Here is a 16898-nt window from a genome sequence, read left to right on the forward strand (position 1 = left end):
AACTTCTGAAGAGTGGGAAGAAGAAGAGGAAGAAACTACTGGTACAGGAGAAGATACTGATACTGACACCGAAGCTGGGGAAGAAACAGAAGAAGAAACCTCTTCTGACGATGATAATGATGAGCAAGGAGAAGGAACTTCTGGAACAGATACTGAAGAGGAAGATACATCTACAGATACAGAAGAAGAAACTGAAACTGAAGAAGAGGACACTGAAATATCAGTACAAGAAGAAAGTATTTCTCTAGAAGAAGAAACAGATCTTTACAGTGTTTTAGTAAGTTTTAATACACAAGGAAAATATATTGCTATCACTAAGAATGAAGCTAATAATGTAAACAATGCAACATTATTCTCTATGCTTGGTCAAGTAATACAACAATGGAAACCAGCAACTGGAACTACCACGTTGCAGTTACCAGTATCCAATATAAGTAAGGGTCCTTATATACTTCGACTAGAAACGGATATGGGATCATTTACAGAAAAATTAATTATTTACTAGCGAGTTTTATAACATACTGAATTACCAAAAAAACCTCTATCATTGAGGTTTTTTTATTTTAAGTGTTAATGTCTAGTGACTTATTATGTTAGAAACATTATAGACAATTTGTTAAGTGTGTTGTGCACTAACTGTAAGGGGTATATGCTTCTAATGATTAGCATTCGTACTATGTCTATACATCAGAAACTAAAAAGCGTTTAGAATTAATATTCTAAACGCTTTTTTATTCAATTAGAGCTCTTTATTAGATAGACTTGAATAAAGATTCCATTTTTTGTTGTTCTTCAGTAGCAAGTACACTATCTACTAGAATACGTCCACTATGCTCATCAGTAATTATTTTTTTACGACTAGCGATTTCAACTTGAACCTGTGGTGGAATTGTAAAAAATGATCCTCCAGATGCTCCACGCTCAATAGCAACAACAGCAAGACCGTTACGTACATTAGTACGGATGCGTTTATATGCTTTTACTAGACGTTCATCAATTTCTTTTTCAAAGTCTTCACTCTTTTTGATAAGTGCTTTCTCTTCTTTTTCAGTTTCTGCTAAAATAGCATCTAACTCTCCTTTTTTATGCTTAAGGTGCTTCTCGCGTTCTCCTAAGCGTTCTTTGGTAGTAGAGATAACTTCGTTCTTTTGCTCAATTTGAGACTTAAACTCACGTATATTCTTGTCAGCAAGTTGTATTTCTAATTCTTGAAACTCAACTTCCTTACTAAGTGCGTTAAACTCACGATTATTTCTAACGTTCTTTTGTTGCTCAGAATATTTTTTGATAGAAGCTTTTGATTCTTCAATCTGAATTTTCTTAGCCTTGATTTGATCTTCAATAAGAGATAACTCATTATCCAATTTTTCAATACGCTTATTGAGACCAGCAACCTCATCTTCAAGATCTTCGACTTCAAGAGGTAGTTCTCCTCTTACATTGCGTATTTGATCTATTCTAGAATCTATAAGTTGTAAATCATACAAAGCTCTTAGCTTCTCTTCGACAGTTGACTCCTTTTTCTTTGCCATACTTTATAAATAGTTGATGGGATTGGTATTTTCTTCAGATAAAACGACTGCAAAATTACGAATTTTTTCTGTAAGATAACTGGCTATAATGTTTTTTGTAAAGCGTTCACTTTCAAAATGACCAATATCAGCCAATAAAATTCGTTTTTCAGCTTTATAATAGTCGTGATATTTAAGATCGGCTGTTATATAAATATCAGCACCACTTCGGATTGCTTGAGATATTCCAAAAGCACCACTGCCTCCTAAAACGGCTACTTTCTTAATAGGTTTGCCTATGAATTCAGAATGTCTGATGCCACCTGTTTTAAATGTCTCTTTTACTAGCTTCAAAAAATCTGATTCATTGATAGCTTCCTCAAGGTTACCAACCATGCCTAATCCAACATTCTGGAGATTGTTTTGAAGTGATGTTATTTCGTAGGCAACCTCTTCATAAGGATGATTAGAAAATAATGTACGTATTATTTTTGATTCATGATGTTTTTCATAGGTGATATGCAACTGGGTTTCTGATTCTTTATGTTGAACTCCTATAGCGCCAATAGTAGGATTTGCATTTGCGCTTGCGCGAAAAGTGCCTTCTCCTGAAACTCCAAAACTACATTGGTCGTAATTTCCTATTTGGCCAGCGCCAGCTTTAAAAAGTGCTTCTTTAATAGAATCAAGCGAATTGTGTGGTGTATAGGTGACGAGTTTCTTTATGTGCTCTTTTTTAGGGATTAAAATTTCTGTATCTATAAGTCCTAAGGCGTTAGCCATTCCATAATTTACACCATAAGATACGTTGTCTAGTGCTGTGTGTAATGCATAAATAGCAATATTATTTTTGATCGCTTTTACGACAGCTCTTTCTACATAATTAGAACCTGTTATTCTTTTTATTCCTGAAAATAGAATAGGATGGAAACAAACGATAAGATTACAATTCTTATCTATAGCTTCTTGAACTACATTTTCTAAAGCGTCATGGGTTACTAGAATATTTGTTAGTTTAGACGAGTTATCACCAACAAGAAGTCCTACATTGTCAAAATCTTCAGCGTAGGGTAGTGGAGCCCATTCTTCAAGTATATTAGTTACATCACGTATAGTCATAGTTGTATCTTAAAAAAGTAAAGATAAAAATTATACCTTCGCCCTATATGAAACAACTGCGTAAAATATTATTTCCTTTTGCAGGATGCTATTATATAATCACTTTATTACTTAATAAAGCCTATGATAGAGGTTATTTTTCATCCAAAGAATATCAACTGCCAGTTATTTGTGTCGGAAATTTAAATACGGGGGGTACTGGTAAAAGTCCAATGACAGAATATCTTATTCGATTGTTAAGAGATTCCTATAAGGTAGCAACGTTAAGTCGTGGCTATGGTAGGAAAACAAAAGGGTATCTTCAAGTGTCTTCAGATAGTTTAGCTAAAAATGTAGGGGATGAACCTTTGCAGTTTGCCAAAAAGTTTAAAAATGTTAACGTGTCTGTGTGTGAAGATCGGCAGTTAGGTATTTCAAAACTTTTAGAAACAAATCCTTTGTTAGATGTAATTTTACTTGATGATGCGTATCAACATAGAAAAGTGAAGGCAGGTTTTCAAATCATACTTACGGCATATCATGATCTATATACGGATGATTTTTTATTACCTGCAGGTAATTTAAGAGAGCCTAGGATTGGTGTTCGTAGAGCTCAGGTAATTATTGTAACAAAATGCCCTTCTCATATTTCTAAAAATGAGCGAGATGCAGTAGTTGAAAAAATAGCACCATTAGCTTATCAAAAAGTATATTTTACGACAATTAATTATAGTGATGTATTGATGTCTGATAAAACCGAATTGCCTATTTCAGTACTAAAAACAAAGAAGTTTACATTGGTTACTGGAATCGCAAATCCTACACCTTTGGTGAATTATTTAAAGGACTTAGGATTAGATTTTGAACATAAAGCGTTTGGAGATCATCATAATTTCGCTTTAAGCGAAATTAAAACCTTAGCATCTCATGACTTTATTTTAACTACAGAAAAAGATTATGTACGCTTATCGCCTATGATGGTTACAGAGAATTTATTTTACCTTCCAATTAAAGCCTCATTTATTGAAGATGAAACTTTGTTTAATGATCAGGTATTAGGCTTTGTTAAAGAGTTTAATTAAATACTTTAGCTTGTTTTAAGCCATTATGTATTTTTTGGAAAAACTCCTCCACCTTATAAGGTTTAGGGATAATATCATTGAAACCAGCTTCATGGAATTCATCTATATTCTCGTCTATAGTAACAGCCGTTAATGCAAGAATAGGAATTTCTTTGTCAAAAAGGCGTATCTGTTCTGTAGCTTCTATACCGCTTATTCCTGGCATGTGAATATCCATCAAGATAAGATCAAAGTTTTGGTTTCTGGCTTTTTCTACAGCAATCTCTCCGTTATCTGCAACATCACATAACATCTTATTCTTTTCTAAGATTTTACGCGTAATCATTTGATTGATCTTATTATCTTCTACAACGAGTATGGTTCTATTTTCTAGAGCAACATAATCTATATCGTAAATAATGTTATGTGGATTTGCTTCTTCTCCAGCTGCTTGCTTAGTAAGGTTGTATTTGATATCAAAAGAAAACTTAGATCCTTTCCCTAATGTACTTTCTAATTCTACCTTACTGCCTAATAAGTCTAATAGATTTTTTACAATAGATAATCCTAATCCAGTACCACCAAATTTTCTATTAATGGCAACGGATCCTTGTGTGAAGTTTTGGAAAATGTTTTTCTGTTTCTTTTTAGAGATACCTTCTCCAGAATCTTCCACTTCAAAGTGTAAATAAGTTTCGCTATCTGTTTGTTTAATTTTCTGAACCCTTACGTCTACTGTTCCATCACGGGTAAATTTAACGGCATTACCTACAAGATTGATTAATATTTGAGAGATCATTAATGGGTCTCCTAAAACTTCTTCAGGAATATCTTGATCAAATTCAAAGTTTAACTTATTGCCTTTATCTTTTGCAGATTTTCCTAAAGCAAATAATACATCTTCAATACGTTTCTTAAGGTTAAAAGCTGTTTGTTCAACTTCAACCTTATTTGCTTCTAATTTGTTGAGATCTAATATATTGTTAATTAACGATAGTAGGTATTCTCCAGAAAATTTAAGAGAGTCAAGGTGTTTCTTTTGTTCAGGAGTAGGGTTTTCACTCAGTAATAAGTGTGTGAGTCCTGTTACGGCATACATTGGTGTACGTAACTCATGCGTAATCGTAGATAAGAATTGTGCCTTTACCATAGAGGCTTTCTCTGCATTGTCTTTAGCTACTATAAGTTCAGTGTTTTTAGCTTGTAATAATTCATTTGCTTTCGTCCTGAGATTATTGTTTTTATATAATGACAGGATTAGTAAAGATAAAATAGTAATCATAGCGATCGTTAATACCGTCGTGAGTCTATTTGTATCTCTTGCTCTTGCTCTTTCTATTTCTATTTCTTCTTTTAGTTGAGCACTTAAAACTTTGTCTTCTTTGAATTGTTGAATAACAATCTCTTCTTCTTTATTTTTTCTGTTTTGATCTGTGTAGGTATTGTAAAGCATAATGTGTTCATAAGCTTTAGCAATGTCATTTTGTTCTTTTGCAATTCGACTGCTTACTCTATAAGATTCAGATAAGAGTGTAGGGTAATTTTCAGAAATACTGATATCCTGAGTAATTTTTATTGTGTTACTAGCTTCATCAATTTTTTTCTGAAGCAGTAATACTTCTGCCTTTTGAATATTGCTTTTTGCAATTAAGAATTTACCTCCGCCGTCATCGGTTTTTTCAGCTTTTTTGATAGCTAAGTCAAATAATTCTCCAGCTTTTTGAGGATTATTTTTTATTAAAGCAATAGTTCCTTGATTGAGATATACTTTTGATAATAATTCTGGACGTCCTAAACTTTCTAAGGTCTCTTCTGCTTTTTCTAGATATTCAGATGCTTTCGGATAATTTCTTTGTAGTAATTCAATTTTTGCTGCAGTAATATAACTTTGCCCTAAATTATTTTCTTGGTGATCTTCAGAGCCTTCTTGCATTTTAATGGCAAGGTTATTTTCTTCTTTTGCTTTTTCGATGTTCCCAGTAAGAAGGTATAAACGAGATAATGCGCTAGAAGCAAGCCCTATTCTACCTTTGTTGTTTGTCTTTTCTGCTAAGATTCTTGCCCTAGTCATGATCTGTGCAGAAGTGTTGTAATCGTTGTTTTCAATAGCAGTAGCGGCTATGGTAAGTAAGGAGTCAATCTTCTGACCCGTAATCTTTTGAGTTGCAAGATCAATCTCTTGAGCCACAGTAATTGTGGGGAGAATGCATAGCACGAAAAGCAGAGTGCGAATCAAATACTTGCTCATATATTTAGTTGCCTTAAACAAATACGAATATATATTATTTCCTGTTAATGAATAAAATTAAATCAATAATTCGACTAGAATATCCTATTTCATTATCATACCAACCTATAATTTTTACCATTTTCCCAATAACAGAGGTCATTTGAGAGTCAAAAATACAGGAATGTGTGTTACCAATAATATCTACAGATACGATAGGTAAATCTGTATATTCAAGGATTCCTTTTAAATGTGTTTGTGATGCTTCCTTTAATGCGTTATTTATTTCTTCTATAGAAGTGTCTTTTTTTACATTAAATGTAATGTCTGTAAGAGATCCATTTGCTATAGGTACTCTAATGCCACAGCCGCCTATAACATTTGCAAGATGAGGAAAAACTTTGGTTAGTGCTTTTGCGGCCCCAGTTGTTGTGGGAACGATACTTTGTCCTGCAGCTCTAGCTCTACGTAAATCTCTATGAGGTTGATCGTGTAAGCTCTGATCTGTAGTGTATGAGTGCACTGTTGTGATATATGCTTGCTCAACACCGCATAGTTCGTCAATAACCTTAATCATAGGTGCAGCATTATTTGTTGTGCAAGAAGCATTTGAAATAATAGTTTCTGTACCATCTAATATATGTTCATTGACTCCTAAAGCAACCATTTTGATTTGGTCGTCTTGTGGCGGAACAGCTAAAATCACTTTTTTAGCACCATTTGCAATATGATGTTCTAAATCTGCAGTTGTTTTGTATTTACCAGTAGATTCAATAACAATATCTGGAGTTACGCTTTGCCAAGGAATATCTTTTATAGTAGCAGTTTTAAATAAAGGGATTTCTTTGTTATCTACTATAATTGTAGATGGGCTTTGTACGCTTTCGCGAAAGCGTATATCTGCATTAAAAATCCCATGAATACTGTCAAATTTTAATAAATGACTTAAGGTATGAGCATCTGCTATATCATTTATAGCAACCACTTCAATGTTGTTGTGATTGTGTAATAACTTAAAAAGATTACGACCTATACGCCCAAATCCATTAATGGCAACTTTGATGGTACTCATATATTAAGTAAGATGCTTTTGAGCTTTATAAGATGAACGAACAAGTGCGCCGCTTTCTACATGTCTAAAGCCCATTTCAAGACCTATTTCTTCATACTTCTTAAATTGATCAGGAGTAATGAATTGTTTGACAGGTAAATGTTTTTTAGAAGGCTGTAAGTATTGTCCAATAGTAACAATGTCTAGGTTTACAGACCTGAGGTCTTTTAATGTTTGGATAACTTCATCTTCCGTTTCACCAAGTCCTAGCATAATTCCAGACTTTGTTCGGTTGATGCCATTATCTTTAAGATATTTTAAAACACCTAAGCTACGTTCATATTTTGCTTGTATACGTACTTCACGTGTAAGTCGTTTTACGGTTTCCATATTATGAGATACGACCTCTGGATGTACATCAATAATTCGATCAAGAAGATCTTCTCTTCCTTGAAAATCAGGTATTAATGTTTCCAAGGTTGTTTCCGGATTCATACGGCGTATGGCCTTTACAGTTTCTCCCCATATAATCGTTCCCATATCTTTAAGGTCATCCCTGTCTACAGAAGTAATAACAGCATGCTTTATGGCCATGATTTTTATAGATCTTGCTACTTTTTCAGGCTCTTCCCAATCTACCGTTTCTGGTCTGCCTGTTTTTACACCGCAAAAACCACAGGAACGTGTACAGATATTTCCTAGAATCATAAAGGTGGCAGTACCTTCACTCCAGCATTCTCCCATATTAGGACAACTACCAGAAGTACATATGGTATGTAAGTCGTATTTGTCTACAAGACCTCTAAGTTCTGTATATTTTTTTCCAGTAGGCAGTTTAACACGTAACCATTTGGGTTTCGGTTGTCTAACAGGTTGGACTATTGTTTCTTCTTGCATAGCTTATATAAAGAATAGCAAAGATACAAATAAAACAAATTTGGGTAGGTATGCTATATTGGTAATCAAACGTTAAAAGCACAATTCTAATTCTTTCAAATCGTATTCATTAATAACATTGTCTTCTTCTAGTAAAATAAGCTTCCCTTGATGAGTAACACCTTGAATAATACCTACAAATTGTTCTTTGTCAGTATTCAGAAACGTGGAAGGCTTATCTTTCCTAAAAAGATGTGCTTCATAATTTTCTTTGATTTTTTCGAAATCGCCTTCAAGTAACATTTTTACATAGTAATGAAATTGTTCAAGAAGCATATTTAATATTTCTTGAAGGTCAAAGTGTATGCCTGTTTGTGTCTTTATAGAAGTAGCACGAGGTACATCTTCCCATGTAGTTTGATTGACATTTAGTCCTACCCCGATAACCATGGCATTTAATTCTCCTTTTTTTATGACATTTTCTATGAGAATCCCACATATTTTTTTCTTGTCTGACAATATGTCGTTAGGCCATTTTACGCTCACATTTTTTATCAATAATTTTTTTAAAACATCCTTTACGGCTAGTGAAGCAGCCATTAAGGCATAAAACTGTTGATCAATAGTGATTTGCTGAATTTTTCTAAAGACACTGAATGTGAGGTTTTTACTGGGATCTGTAGCCCATTTGGTACCCATTTGGCCACGACCATTAGTTTGCTCTAGGGCCCATACAACAGTATCTTCTTCAAGATTTTCTTCCTTTGCTAATGACTTTAGATAGTCATTCGTTGAATCGATGGTATGAAGTTTGACTATACGCATATGTGTTATTATGTTATTTAAACTTATGTTAAGAAGGTTGATAAACGTAAATTTGTAATAACTTTGTGTAAATAAAAGGATTTAATGGCAAAAAAGGAAACGAACGCAGATCAATTAATTGCAAAAATTATAGAAGGGATAGAGGAAGTAAAAGGGCAAAACATTGATATTCTTGATTTAAGGGATATTGAAAATACGGTTTGTGATTATTTTGTTATTTGTAATGGTACTTCAAATACTCAAGTAGCAGCAATAGTAAATTCTATTCAAAAAGTTGCTAGTAAAGAATTAAAAGAAAAACCTTGGCATGTAGAAGGCCTAGATAATTCTGAATGGGTGCTTATGGATTATGTAAATGTGGTAGTCCATGTATTTCAAAAACACATAAGAGAATTTTACGATATAGAAAGTCTATGGGGCGATGCAAAGATTACCTCTATAGCAACTAGTTATTAATAAAAAAGTAGTGAATGTCTAAAGAAACAAAAAATACCCCCCCGACTAATAAACCTAAATTCAGTAATTATTGGATTTATGGATTGATTGTAGTCATTTTTATCGCTATTAGTATGTTTAGTGGTAACGGAGGTTTTGGAGAACCTAAGAAAATAAATAACTCAGAATATACGCAATACCTTAGAGATGGAGATGTTGAGTTAGTATTTATTGTAACAAATAGAAAAGAAGCTAAGATCTTCTTAACTCCAGAAGCAAAACAGAAAGAAATACATAAGAAAAAGAAAGGAAGTCAGTTAATGCCAAAATCACAAGGTGTAGCTGATTACGTGATTAGCTATGTAGATGATGGTAATTTTGCTGAATCTTTTGATGAAGCAAAAGAAGAATATAGCTTGGCTACAATAAGAGATGCGGACGAAGAGTATAGTTTCTTTGATATGATAGTTCCTATGTTGCCTATTATACTTATTGTAGGAATCTGGATTTTTATTATGAGACGTATGTCAGCTGGTTCTGGTGGAGGTCCTGGAGGCCAGATTTTTAATATTGGTAAATCAAAAGCAAAGCTTTTTGACGAAAAAGTAGATGTAAAAACATCATTCAAAGATGTAGCTGGTCTAGAAGGAGCAAAAGAAGAAGTACAAGAAATTGTAGATTTTCTTAAAAATCCAGAAAAGTATACAAGCTTAGGAGGTAAAATTCCAAAAGGAGCATTATTAGTAGGGCAGCCAGGAACAGGTAAAACATTACTAGCAAAAGCGGTAGCAGGTGAGGCAAAAGTTCCATTCTTTTCTTTGTCAGGATCTGATTTTGTAGAAATGTTTGTAGGGGTTGGGGCTTCTCGTGTGAGAGATTTATTTAAGCAAGCTAAAGAAAAATCACCAGCGATTATTTTTATAGATGAGATTGATGCGATAGGTAGAGCTCGTGGTAAAAATAATTTTTCAGGCTCTAATGATGAGAGAGAAAATACATTAAATCAGTTATTAACTGAGATGGATGGTTTTGGCACCAATACAAATGTAATTGTATTAGCTGCTACTAACAGAGCTGATGTCTTGGATAAAGCATTAATGAGAGCAGGAAGATTTGATAGACAAATTTATGTAGATCTTCCAGATGTTAGAGAACGTAAAGAGATATTTGAAGTGCACTTACGTCCTTTAAAGAAAATAGATGACGAGTTAGATATTGACTTTTTAGCAAAACAAACGCCAGGTTTCTCTGGGGCAGATATAGCCAATGTTTGTAATGAAGCCGCTTTAATTGCTGCTCGTAAAGGAAATAAAGCTGTAGGAAAACAAGATTTCTTAGATGCAGTAGATAGAATAGTAGGAGGTCTTGAAAAGAAAAATAAAATCATTACCCCAGAAGAGAAGAAAGCTATTGCTTATCATGAGGCTGGACATGCTACTGTAAGTTGGATGCTTGAGCATGCGGCACCATTAGTAAAAGTTACAATAGTTCCTAGAGGACAATCATTAGGGGCAGCTTGGTATCTTCCAGAAGAACGTCTTATTGTTCGCCCTAAACAGATGCTTGATGAAATGTGTGCTGCATTAGGAGGTAGAGCTGCTGAGGAAGTCATTTTTAATGAAATATCTACAGGGGCACTTAGTGATCTTGAAAAGGTGACAAAGCAAGCACGTATGATGGTTACGGTATATGGACTTAATGATAAGGTAGGAAATCTTACATATTATGATTCTTCAGGTCAATCAGAATATAATTTTAGTAAACCATATAGTGAGAAAACAGCAGAGTTAATTGATAAAGAAATATCTGCTATTATAGAAGAGCAATATCAAAGAGCTATTGATTTACTTAAAGAAAATAAAGAAAAATTGAGCCAATTGGCCGACCTTCTTCTTGATAAAGAAGTCATCTTTAAAGATAACTTATTGGAGATTTTTGGAGATCGTCCTTTTGGAAAGAAAGAAGATGTTGAAGTAATTGCATAAACTTTTCTTTAATAATAGAATTAAAACTTGATTTAATTTATCGTTAAATCAAGTTTTTTTATATTTGAAGAACTTGTACGCTCGAATCTAAATCTCACCATGAGTCTATTTAGAAAATTATTTAAAAAAGAATCTAAATCAGACGGCCCTCGTTCAGATAAAAATCATGACGAGCGCAGTAAGTATATGCCTGATGTTCACACACCTGCTGATGAGCGTTTCACGAAAAATTTCATTCTTAATGGAGGTAAATTTCTATACGCTGTTAACTTAGAGGAACTCAAAGGTAATTTTGATGACATCTTATTAGAAAATGACTGGTATGAACAAAAGTCATTTTGCTTCGACAAACATTTAGAAGATACGTTTAAAGGGTATAATCTTGAATTTACACAAGATAGAGATGCTTCATTTTTCTTGACAACGTGTGAGAGTCTTATTGCGGACAATGGATCCATTCTTGTAAGTTCACATCAATTAAAAGAGTTAAAACTTCAAGAGTTTCCTAAAGCAATGATTGTTTTTGCAACTACAAGTCAAATAGTAAATAACATTGGAGAAGGATTACGACTCATTAAAAATAGAAATAAGGGGAACATTCCTAGTAATATTACAACAATAAAACATTTTGAAACCGATGAAGATGAAAAAGACTTTATGTCTTATGGAAGCAGTACAAAAAATTTATATTTGTTACTGTTAGAAGATTTGTAGTATGCGTGAAGTTTTAATAAGAGGACTTTCTGGATTATTGTATGTAGCATTCTTGTTACTTGCTATCTTTTCATGGGAAATTAGTTATTTGTTATTGATATTTGTCTTTGGATGTATCTGCATGTATGAGTACTTAAAACTTGTAAAGATAAAGTCATACGTTCCTTATCTTCTTTTGGTGGTAACTGTCGTTGTTTTTTGTTATCTCATACCTTCTAATTACATAGCGCTTGGCTACACAAAACCAACAAACCATATAACACTTGTTTTTCTGTCTATTACTATTATGACAAATTTATATCTTATTAAAAATTTAATAAGACCTTCGGAGCGTTATATTACGGTAGCACAGAAATATATTTATTTACTTTTTTACATTATTGGCGGTTTTGTATTCACGATTATATTACCTTCATACAGAGGAGAATATACATCATATTTAGTAGCTAGTGTGTTTGCCTTGATATGGATAAATGATACCTTTGCTTTTATTGTTGGAAAAAGTATAGGAAAACATAAACTCTTAGAACGCATATCCCCTAAAAAAACAGTAGAAGGATTCTTGGGAGGACTTGTGTTTTCTTGTATTGCTAGTATATTTATTTATAAATTTACGGAGCTATTAAGTATTCAATTATGGATTACGGTAGCGATAGTTACTTCTGTGTTTGGAACGTTAGGAGATTTAATTCAATCACAGCTTAAACGCCAAGCAGGCGTAAAAGATAGTGGGCAATTGATGCCAGGACATGGCGGTATATATGATAGACTCGATAGTATCATTTTTGCAAGTCCATTTATTTATTTGTTTTTAATAGTATTAGATTATGTTTCATAAAGAAGGAAGTAAAATTATTGCTATTGCATTAGGTCTTTTTACGATAGGACTATTAACTGCAAATCGATTTTTAGAGAAAGGATGGCTATTTTATTTAATAGCAACAACCCTTGTTGTATTATTGATACTTATTCTTCAATTTTTTAGAAACCCTAGTCGTATAGCTCCAAATGATGAGGGTGTTATTGTCTCTCCTGTAGATGGTAAAGTAGTAGTGATAGAAGAGGTGTTTGAAAAAGAATATTTTAAAGATAAGCGTTTGCAGGTATCCGTTTTTATGTCGCCACTTAATGTGCATGTAACAAGATATCCTGGCGCAGGTGATGTTACTTTTAGTAAATATCATCCAGGAAAATACTTAGTTGCCTGGCATCCTAAGGCGAGTGAAGAAAACGAACGTACAACCGTAGTTGTCAAGACGGAAAAATTCGGAGAAGTAATGCATAGGCAAATAGCAGGGGCATTAGCCAAACGTATTGTAAACTACGCAGAAGAAGGGGAAGTTGTTACACAGGGTGGTGAAAGTGGTTTTATAAAATTTGGATCTCGTGTAGATATCTATTTACCTGTTGGAACCAAAATAGCCGTTGCCCTAAATCAAAAAGTAAAAGGAGCATCATCAATAATAGCAACCGTATAATGGAAAAGGAAGCGCTCCATACTGCATTTTGGGAGGCTTTTAAAAAAGTAGGAGAGGCTAAACAAGAGTTTCCGCCTGATGTACTGTTGAGATTTTATGCGCTTTATAAACAGGCTACACAAGAAAATACCTTCAGTTATCAAAAAGGAGAACATGAATTGGTAAGTGCTTTTAAAATGAATGCATTGTTACAAGTTAAATCAATGACAAGTGACGAAGCAAAAATAGCTTATATAACCATCGCTAATGAATACTTGAGCAAATAATAGTGTTAAGTATTTGAGTATGTGAAAAACAAAAAAACGCTTATAGAATTATAAGCGTTTTTTTGTTTTTCAAAGAGTTGTAAGATTAAGATAAACTCTTTAACCTTTTTTCTAAGGTTTCAATTTTTGCTTCAGCATCGGCTTGTTTTTGTTTCTCAATGGCAACTACTTTTTCAGGAGCATTATTCACAAAACGTTCATTGCTTAGTTTTTTAGAAACAGATTGTAAGAAGCCTTTTGTGTATTTTAATTCCTCTTCAATTTTAGCAATTTCTGCTTCTACATCTATCTCTTCTTCAAATGGAATAAAATATTCATTAGATTTTACTCTGAAAGAAAGTGCACCTTCTAAAGGAGTATCAGTAATGGTGTAATCTGTTACGTTTCCTAAATTTAAAATCAGTGTATCTAAGCTGCTTGATATTTTTTCATTAAGTATGGCGTGAAGCTCTATAGATTCATGGTTTGGTATATTTTTACTTTTCTTAGCTCTTCTAATACCAGAAATTACTTGAGATGTATATTCAAAGTCGGTTATGATTTTTTTATCAAAAGTTTCTTGTGCAGGCCAATGATTTATAATTAATGCCTCTTCAGGAGTACGATCAACGATTGTTTGCCAAATTTCTTCAGATGCAAAAGGAATAAATGGATGTAGAATACGCAAGTTGTTTTCTAGTGCTTCGATAACAGCATTATATGTTTTTCGATCTATGGGCTGTTGATATCCCGGTTTTACACTTTCTAATAACCATCCACAAAAGTCATCCCACACTAATTTATATGTTGCCATTAAAGCATCACTAATGCGGTATTTCGAAAAATGGTCTTCTATTTCTGCAAGTGTTTGATGAAAACGCGCCGTATACCATTCTAGACCTTTTACGCTAGATTCCGGTTGTTTTAGTGAGTCATCTATTTCCCATCCTTTAATTAATCGGAAAGCGTTCCAGATTTTATTTATAAACTTCTTTCCTTGATCACATAGTTCTTCATCAAACATGAGGTCATTTCCAGCAGCACTACTTAATAGCAGTCCTACACGTACCCCATCGGCTCCATAATTTTCGATGAGTTTTAATGCATCAGGAGAATTTCCTAATGACTTAGACATTTTACGACGTTGCTTGTCGCGTACCAACCCTGTTAAGTATACATTTTCAAATGGACGTTGATCTGTATATTCATAGCCAGCAATAATCATACGAGCCACCCAGAAAAATAAAATATCTGGACCCGTTACCAAATCATTGGTAGGGTAGTAGTATTTAAATTCTTCATTGTCAGGATTACGTACACCATCAAAAACGCTCATAGGCCATAACCAAGAAGAAAACCATGTATCTAGCGCATCTTCGTCCTGGCGCAAGTCTGTAAGCTGTAGGTTTTCATTCTGGGTACGCTTTCGCGAAAGCGTTAACGCCTCCGCAGCAGTTTCGGCTACTACAAAATCTTCTTTCCCGTCTCCATAATAATATGCAGGGATTTGCTGTCCCCACCATAATTGACGAGAGATATTCCAGTCACGAATATTGTCCATCCAGTGACGATACGTGTTTTCAAACTTTTTAGGAAATAACTTTACATCGCCTGTTTCTAAAACCGCTTTCAGTGCTGGTTTTACCAAATCTTCCATCTTTAAAAACCATTGGTCTGAAAGTCTTGGTTCTATGACTACTTTTGTACGCTCTGATGTTCCTACTTTATTAGTATGGGTTTCTGTTTTTACAAGATGTCCTTTTTCTTCTAGTTCTTTTTTGATGTTCTTACGACATTCAAATCGATCTTGACCTTCGTAATGAAGTCCAAAACTATTAAGGGATGCGTCTTCATGAAAAATGTCTATTACTTCTAAGTTGTGTTTGTCACCTAATACTTTATCATTTTCGTCATGAGCAGGCGTTACTTTTAAGCACCCTGTTCCAAACTCAATGTCTACATATTCATCTTCAATGATAGGAATCACACGACCACAAATAGGAACAATCGCTTTTTTACCTTTTAGGTGTGTAAAACGTTCGTCATTTGGATTGATACAGATGGCAGTATCACCAAAAATTGTTTCTGGACGTGTCGTAGCGATTGTTAAGAAGTCTTCAGAACCTTCTATTTTATAATTTAAATAATATAGGGTTCCTTGTCTTTCTTCATGGATCACTTCTTCGTCAGAAAGTGTTGTTTTTGCTTCAGGATCCCAATTTACCATACGATACCCTCTGTAGATAAGTCCTTTGTTATAAAGATCTACAAAAGTTTTAATAACCGCTTCAGACATATCTGGGTCCATTGTGAACTTAGTACGTTCCCAATCACAAGAAGCACCTAGTTTTTTAAGCTGTTCTAAAATAACGCCACCATACTCTTCTTTCCACTCCCAAGCATGCTTTAAAAACTCTTCACGGGTCAAGTCAGATTTTTTGATGCCTTGCTTTGCTAGTTTGGCAACTACCTTAGCTTCTGTCGCAATAGAAGCATGATCAGTACCTGGTACCCAACATGCATTCAAACCTGTAAGACGTGCACGTCTTATTAACACGTCTTGAATCGTATTATTAAGCATATGTCCCATGTGTAATACACCTGTGACGTTAGGAGGAGGAATTACAATAGTGTATGGCTTTTTTTCATTAGGTGTTGAATGGAAGTAATTATGTTCCATCCAGTACGAATACCACTTGTCTTCTACCTGTGAAGCGTCATATTTTGATGCTATGCTCATAGTTTGGTCTGATTATTGAATACTAATCAACAAAAGTACTGATAACAGTAGGATTAATAAATAGTGTAGGTAAGATTTTTTAATGATAAAATATATTTAGTCTTATCAGTTGATTGTTGATATCATTTTTTGGTAACGGTCTTAATTCTAACTATTTTTAGCGTCCTCAAATATTGGAAATTATGAAAAAACTAATGTTATTGCTGTTTGTGGGTCTTATGACTATGACCGTAACAGCCCAAGAGAAAAAAGCCGCAATCACTTTTGAGAGTGATGTTGTAGACTATGGAGAGGTAGATTATGGATCAGATGGTGTACGTGAATTTAAATTTACAAATACTGGAAGTGAGAAGCTTATTATAGCTCGAGTATATTCAACGTGTGGATGTACAGTTCCTGAAAAACCAGAAGATCCGATTCAACCAGGCGAAAGCGGTGTTATAAAGGTAAAGTATGATACAAAACGTGCTGGACCTATTAGAAAGACAATTACAGTATACTCAAATGCTTCTGAAATTCCTTATACGCTTAAAATAAAAGGCGTTGTAAAACCACAAGCAGGAAAGTAATAATCTAAAATTTTACACGCATAAAGCCACTCAATGAGTGGCTTTATTGTTTTTAAATAGTACCGTTATTTTTTATAGGTATC

The 16898-nt window shown here is 33.8% G+C and carries 16 protein-coding genes; 9 read left to right on the forward strand and 7 right to left on the reverse strand.

Going from position 1 to position 16898, the window contains the following annotated elements:
* The coding region (locus Q1A01_RS18575) for a T9SS type A sorting domain-containing protein (RefSeq protein WP_299683823.1) at window positions 1-505 on the forward strand (505 nt) is incomplete at its 5' end.
* Between the two features lie 247 nt (window positions 506-752).
* On the opposite strand, the gene Q1A01_RS18580 is transcribed toward Q1A01_RS18575, so the two are convergent.
* Together Q1A01_RS18580 and Q1A01_RS18585 are read right to left on the reverse strand one after the other, a co-directional pair.
* Window positions 753-1532, reverse strand: a complete 780-nt coding sequence (locus Q1A01_RS18580; RefSeq protein ID WP_299683825.1) for a C4-type zinc ribbon domain-containing protein — start codon at window positions 1530-1532, stop codon at window positions 753-755.
* Between the two features lie 3 nt (window positions 1533-1535).
* Window positions 1536-2630 (reverse strand): Nif3-like dinuclear metal center hexameric protein, encoded by a 1095-nt coding sequence (locus Q1A01_RS18585; RefSeq protein WP_299683827.1) that lies wholly within the window; start codon window positions 2628-2630, stop codon window positions 1536-1538.
* A gap of 47 nt (window positions 2631-2677) precedes the next feature.
* Here Q1A01_RS18585 and lpxK point away from each other — a divergent pair, with 47 nt between their 5' ends.
* Window positions 2678-3691 (forward strand): tetraacyldisaccharide 4'-kinase, encoded by a 1014-nt coding sequence (lpxK, locus tag Q1A01_RS18590; RefSeq protein ID WP_299683829.1) that lies wholly within the window; start codon window positions 2678-2680, stop codon window positions 3689-3691.
* Here the strand turns inward: lpxK and Q1A01_RS18595 are convergent.
* The 4 genes from Q1A01_RS18595 to Q1A01_RS18610 form a co-directional block, all read right to left on the reverse strand.
* Complete coding sequence (locus Q1A01_RS18595) at window positions 3684-5858, reverse strand: response regulator (protein WP_299683831.1); 2175 nt, start codon at window positions 5856-5858, stop codon at window positions 3684-3686. The two genes, lpxK and Q1A01_RS18595, sit on opposite strands and share 8 nt — an antisense overlap.
* 94 nt (window positions 5859-5952) lie before the next feature.
* Window positions 5953-6969, reverse strand: a complete 1017-nt coding sequence (gene gap / locus Q1A01_RS18600; protein ID WP_299683833.1) for a type I glyceraldehyde-3-phosphate dehydrogenase — start codon at window positions 6967-6969, stop codon at window positions 5953-5955.
* 3 nt (window positions 6970-6972) lie between these two features.
* The gene (lipA, locus tag Q1A01_RS18605; protein ID WP_299683835.1) at window positions 6973-7845 is read right to left on the reverse strand and encodes a lipoyl synthase; all 873 of its coding nucleotides are present in this window, start codon (window positions 7843-7845) and stop codon (window positions 6973-6975) included.
* A gap of 72 nt (window positions 7846-7917) precedes the next feature.
* The gene (locus Q1A01_RS18610) at window positions 7918-8649 is read right to left on the reverse strand and encodes a biotin--[acetyl-CoA-carboxylase] ligase (RefSeq protein WP_299683837.1); all 732 of its coding nucleotides are present in this window, start codon (window positions 8647-8649) and stop codon (window positions 7918-7920) included.
* An 84-nt stretch (window positions 8650-8733) separates the two neighbouring features.
* Between Q1A01_RS18610 and rsfS the strand changes: the two genes are divergently transcribed.
* The 6 genes from rsfS (at window position 8734) to Q1A01_RS18640 (ending at window position 13527) form a co-directional block, all read left to right on the forward strand.
* On the forward strand, window positions 8734-9105 hold the full coding sequence (gene rsfS / locus Q1A01_RS18615) for a ribosome silencing factor (RefSeq protein ID WP_299683839.1): 372 nt from the start codon (window positions 8734-8736) through the stop codon (window positions 9103-9105).
* Window positions 9106-9119: 14 nt separating this feature from the next.
* Window positions 9120-11069: an ATP-dependent zinc metalloprotease FtsH gene (gene ftsH, locus Q1A01_RS18620; RefSeq protein ID WP_299683841.1), complete on the forward strand. Its 1950-nt coding sequence runs from the start codon at window positions 9120-9122 to the stop codon at window positions 11067-11069.
* A gap of 99 nt (window positions 11070-11168) precedes the next feature.
* Window positions 11169-11783 (forward strand): LUD domain-containing protein, encoded by a 615-nt coding sequence (locus Q1A01_RS18625; RefSeq protein ID WP_299683843.1) that lies wholly within the window; start codon window positions 11169-11171, stop codon window positions 11781-11783.
* A 1-nt stretch (window position 11784) separates the two neighbouring features.
* The gene (locus tag Q1A01_RS18630) at window positions 11785-12621 is read left to right on the forward strand and encodes a phosphatidate cytidylyltransferase (RefSeq protein WP_299683845.1); all 837 of its coding nucleotides are present in this window, start codon (window positions 11785-11787) and stop codon (window positions 12619-12621) included.
* Window positions 12611-13261 carry a phosphatidylserine decarboxylase family protein gene (locus Q1A01_RS18635; RefSeq protein WP_299683847.1) on the forward strand — a complete coding sequence of 217 codons (651 nt, stop codon included), beginning with the start codon at window positions 12611-12613 and terminating at the stop codon, window positions 13259-13261. The genes Q1A01_RS18630 and Q1A01_RS18635 overlap by 11 nt, the downstream gene beginning before the upstream one ends.
* On the forward strand, window positions 13261-13527 hold the full coding sequence (locus tag Q1A01_RS18640) for an acyl-CoA-binding protein (protein ID WP_299683849.1): 267 nt from the start codon (window positions 13261-13263) through the stop codon (window positions 13525-13527). The genes Q1A01_RS18635 and Q1A01_RS18640 overlap by 1 nt, the downstream gene beginning before the upstream one ends.
* A gap of 85 nt (window positions 13528-13612) precedes the next feature.
* Here the strand turns inward: Q1A01_RS18640 and Q1A01_RS18645 are convergent, their stop codons facing one another.
* On the reverse strand, window positions 13613-16246 hold the full coding sequence (locus tag Q1A01_RS18645) for a valine--tRNA ligase (protein WP_299683851.1): 2634 nt from the start codon (window positions 16244-16246) through the stop codon (window positions 13613-13615).
* A 182-nt stretch (window positions 16247-16428) separates the two neighbouring features.
* On the opposite strand from Q1A01_RS18645, the gene Q1A01_RS18650 reads away from it, so the two are divergent.
* Window positions 16429-16815, forward strand: a complete 387-nt coding sequence (locus Q1A01_RS18650; RefSeq protein ID WP_299683853.1) for a DUF1573 domain-containing protein — start codon at window positions 16429-16431, stop codon at window positions 16813-16815.
* The last annotated feature ends 83 nt before the right edge of the window (window positions 16816-16898 follow it).

Source organism: uncultured Dokdonia sp., assembly GCF_947492815.1.
Taxonomy (GTDB): domain Bacteria; phylum Bacteroidota; class Bacteroidia; order Flavobacteriales; family Flavobacteriaceae; genus Dokdonia.

Excerpts from the sequence above, each read along its gene's own strand:
- Q1A01_RS18580 (WP_299683825.1), bottom strand. The coding sequence starts at position 1,532 with ATGGCAAAGAAAAAGGAGTCAACTGTCGAAGAGAAGCTAAGAGCTTTG.
- Q1A01_RS18585 (WP_299683827.1), bottom strand. The coding sequence starts at position 2,630 with ATGACTATACGTGATGTAACTAATATACTTGAAGAATGGGCTCCACTA.
- lpxK (WP_299683829.1), top strand. The coding sequence starts at position 2,678 with ATGAAACAACTGCGTAAAATATTATTTCCTTTTGCAGGATGCTATTAT.
- gap (WP_299683833.1), bottom strand. The coding sequence starts at position 6,969 with ATGAGTACCATCAAAGTTGCCATTAATGGATTTGGGCGTATAGGTCGT.
- lipA (WP_299683835.1), bottom strand. The coding sequence starts at position 7,845 with ATGCAAGAAGAAACAATAGTCCAACCTGTTAGACAACCGAAACCCAAA.
- Q1A01_RS18610 (WP_299683837.1), bottom strand. The coding sequence starts at position 8,649 with ATGCGTATAGTCAAACTTCATACCATCGATTCAACGAATGACTATCTA.
- rsfS (WP_299683839.1), top strand. The coding sequence starts at position 8,734 with ATGGCAAAAAAGGAAACGAACGCAGATCAATTAATTGCAAAAATTATA.
- ftsH (WP_299683841.1), top strand. The coding sequence starts at position 9,120 with ATGTCTAAAGAAACAAAAAATACCCCCCCGACTAATAAACCTAAATTC.
- Q1A01_RS18625 (WP_299683843.1), top strand. The coding sequence starts at position 11,169 with ATGAGTCTATTTAGAAAATTATTTAAAAAAGAATCTAAATCAGACGGC.
- Q1A01_RS18630 (WP_299683845.1), top strand. The coding sequence starts at position 11,785 with ATGCGTGAAGTTTTAATAAGAGGACTTTCTGGATTATTGTATGTAGCA.
- Q1A01_RS18635 (WP_299683847.1), top strand. The coding sequence starts at position 12,611 with ATGTTTCATAAAGAAGGAAGTAAAATTATTGCTATTGCATTAGGTCTT.
- Q1A01_RS18640 (WP_299683849.1), top strand. The coding sequence starts at position 13,261 with ATGGAAAAGGAAGCGCTCCATACTGCATTTTGGGAGGCTTTTAAAAAA.
- Q1A01_RS18645 (WP_299683851.1), bottom strand. The coding sequence starts at position 16,246 with ATGAGCATAGCATCAAAATATGACGCTTCACAGGTAGAAGACAAGTGG.
- Q1A01_RS18650 (WP_299683853.1), top strand. The coding sequence starts at position 16,429 with ATGAAAAAACTAATGTTATTGCTGTTTGTGGGTCTTATGACTATGACC.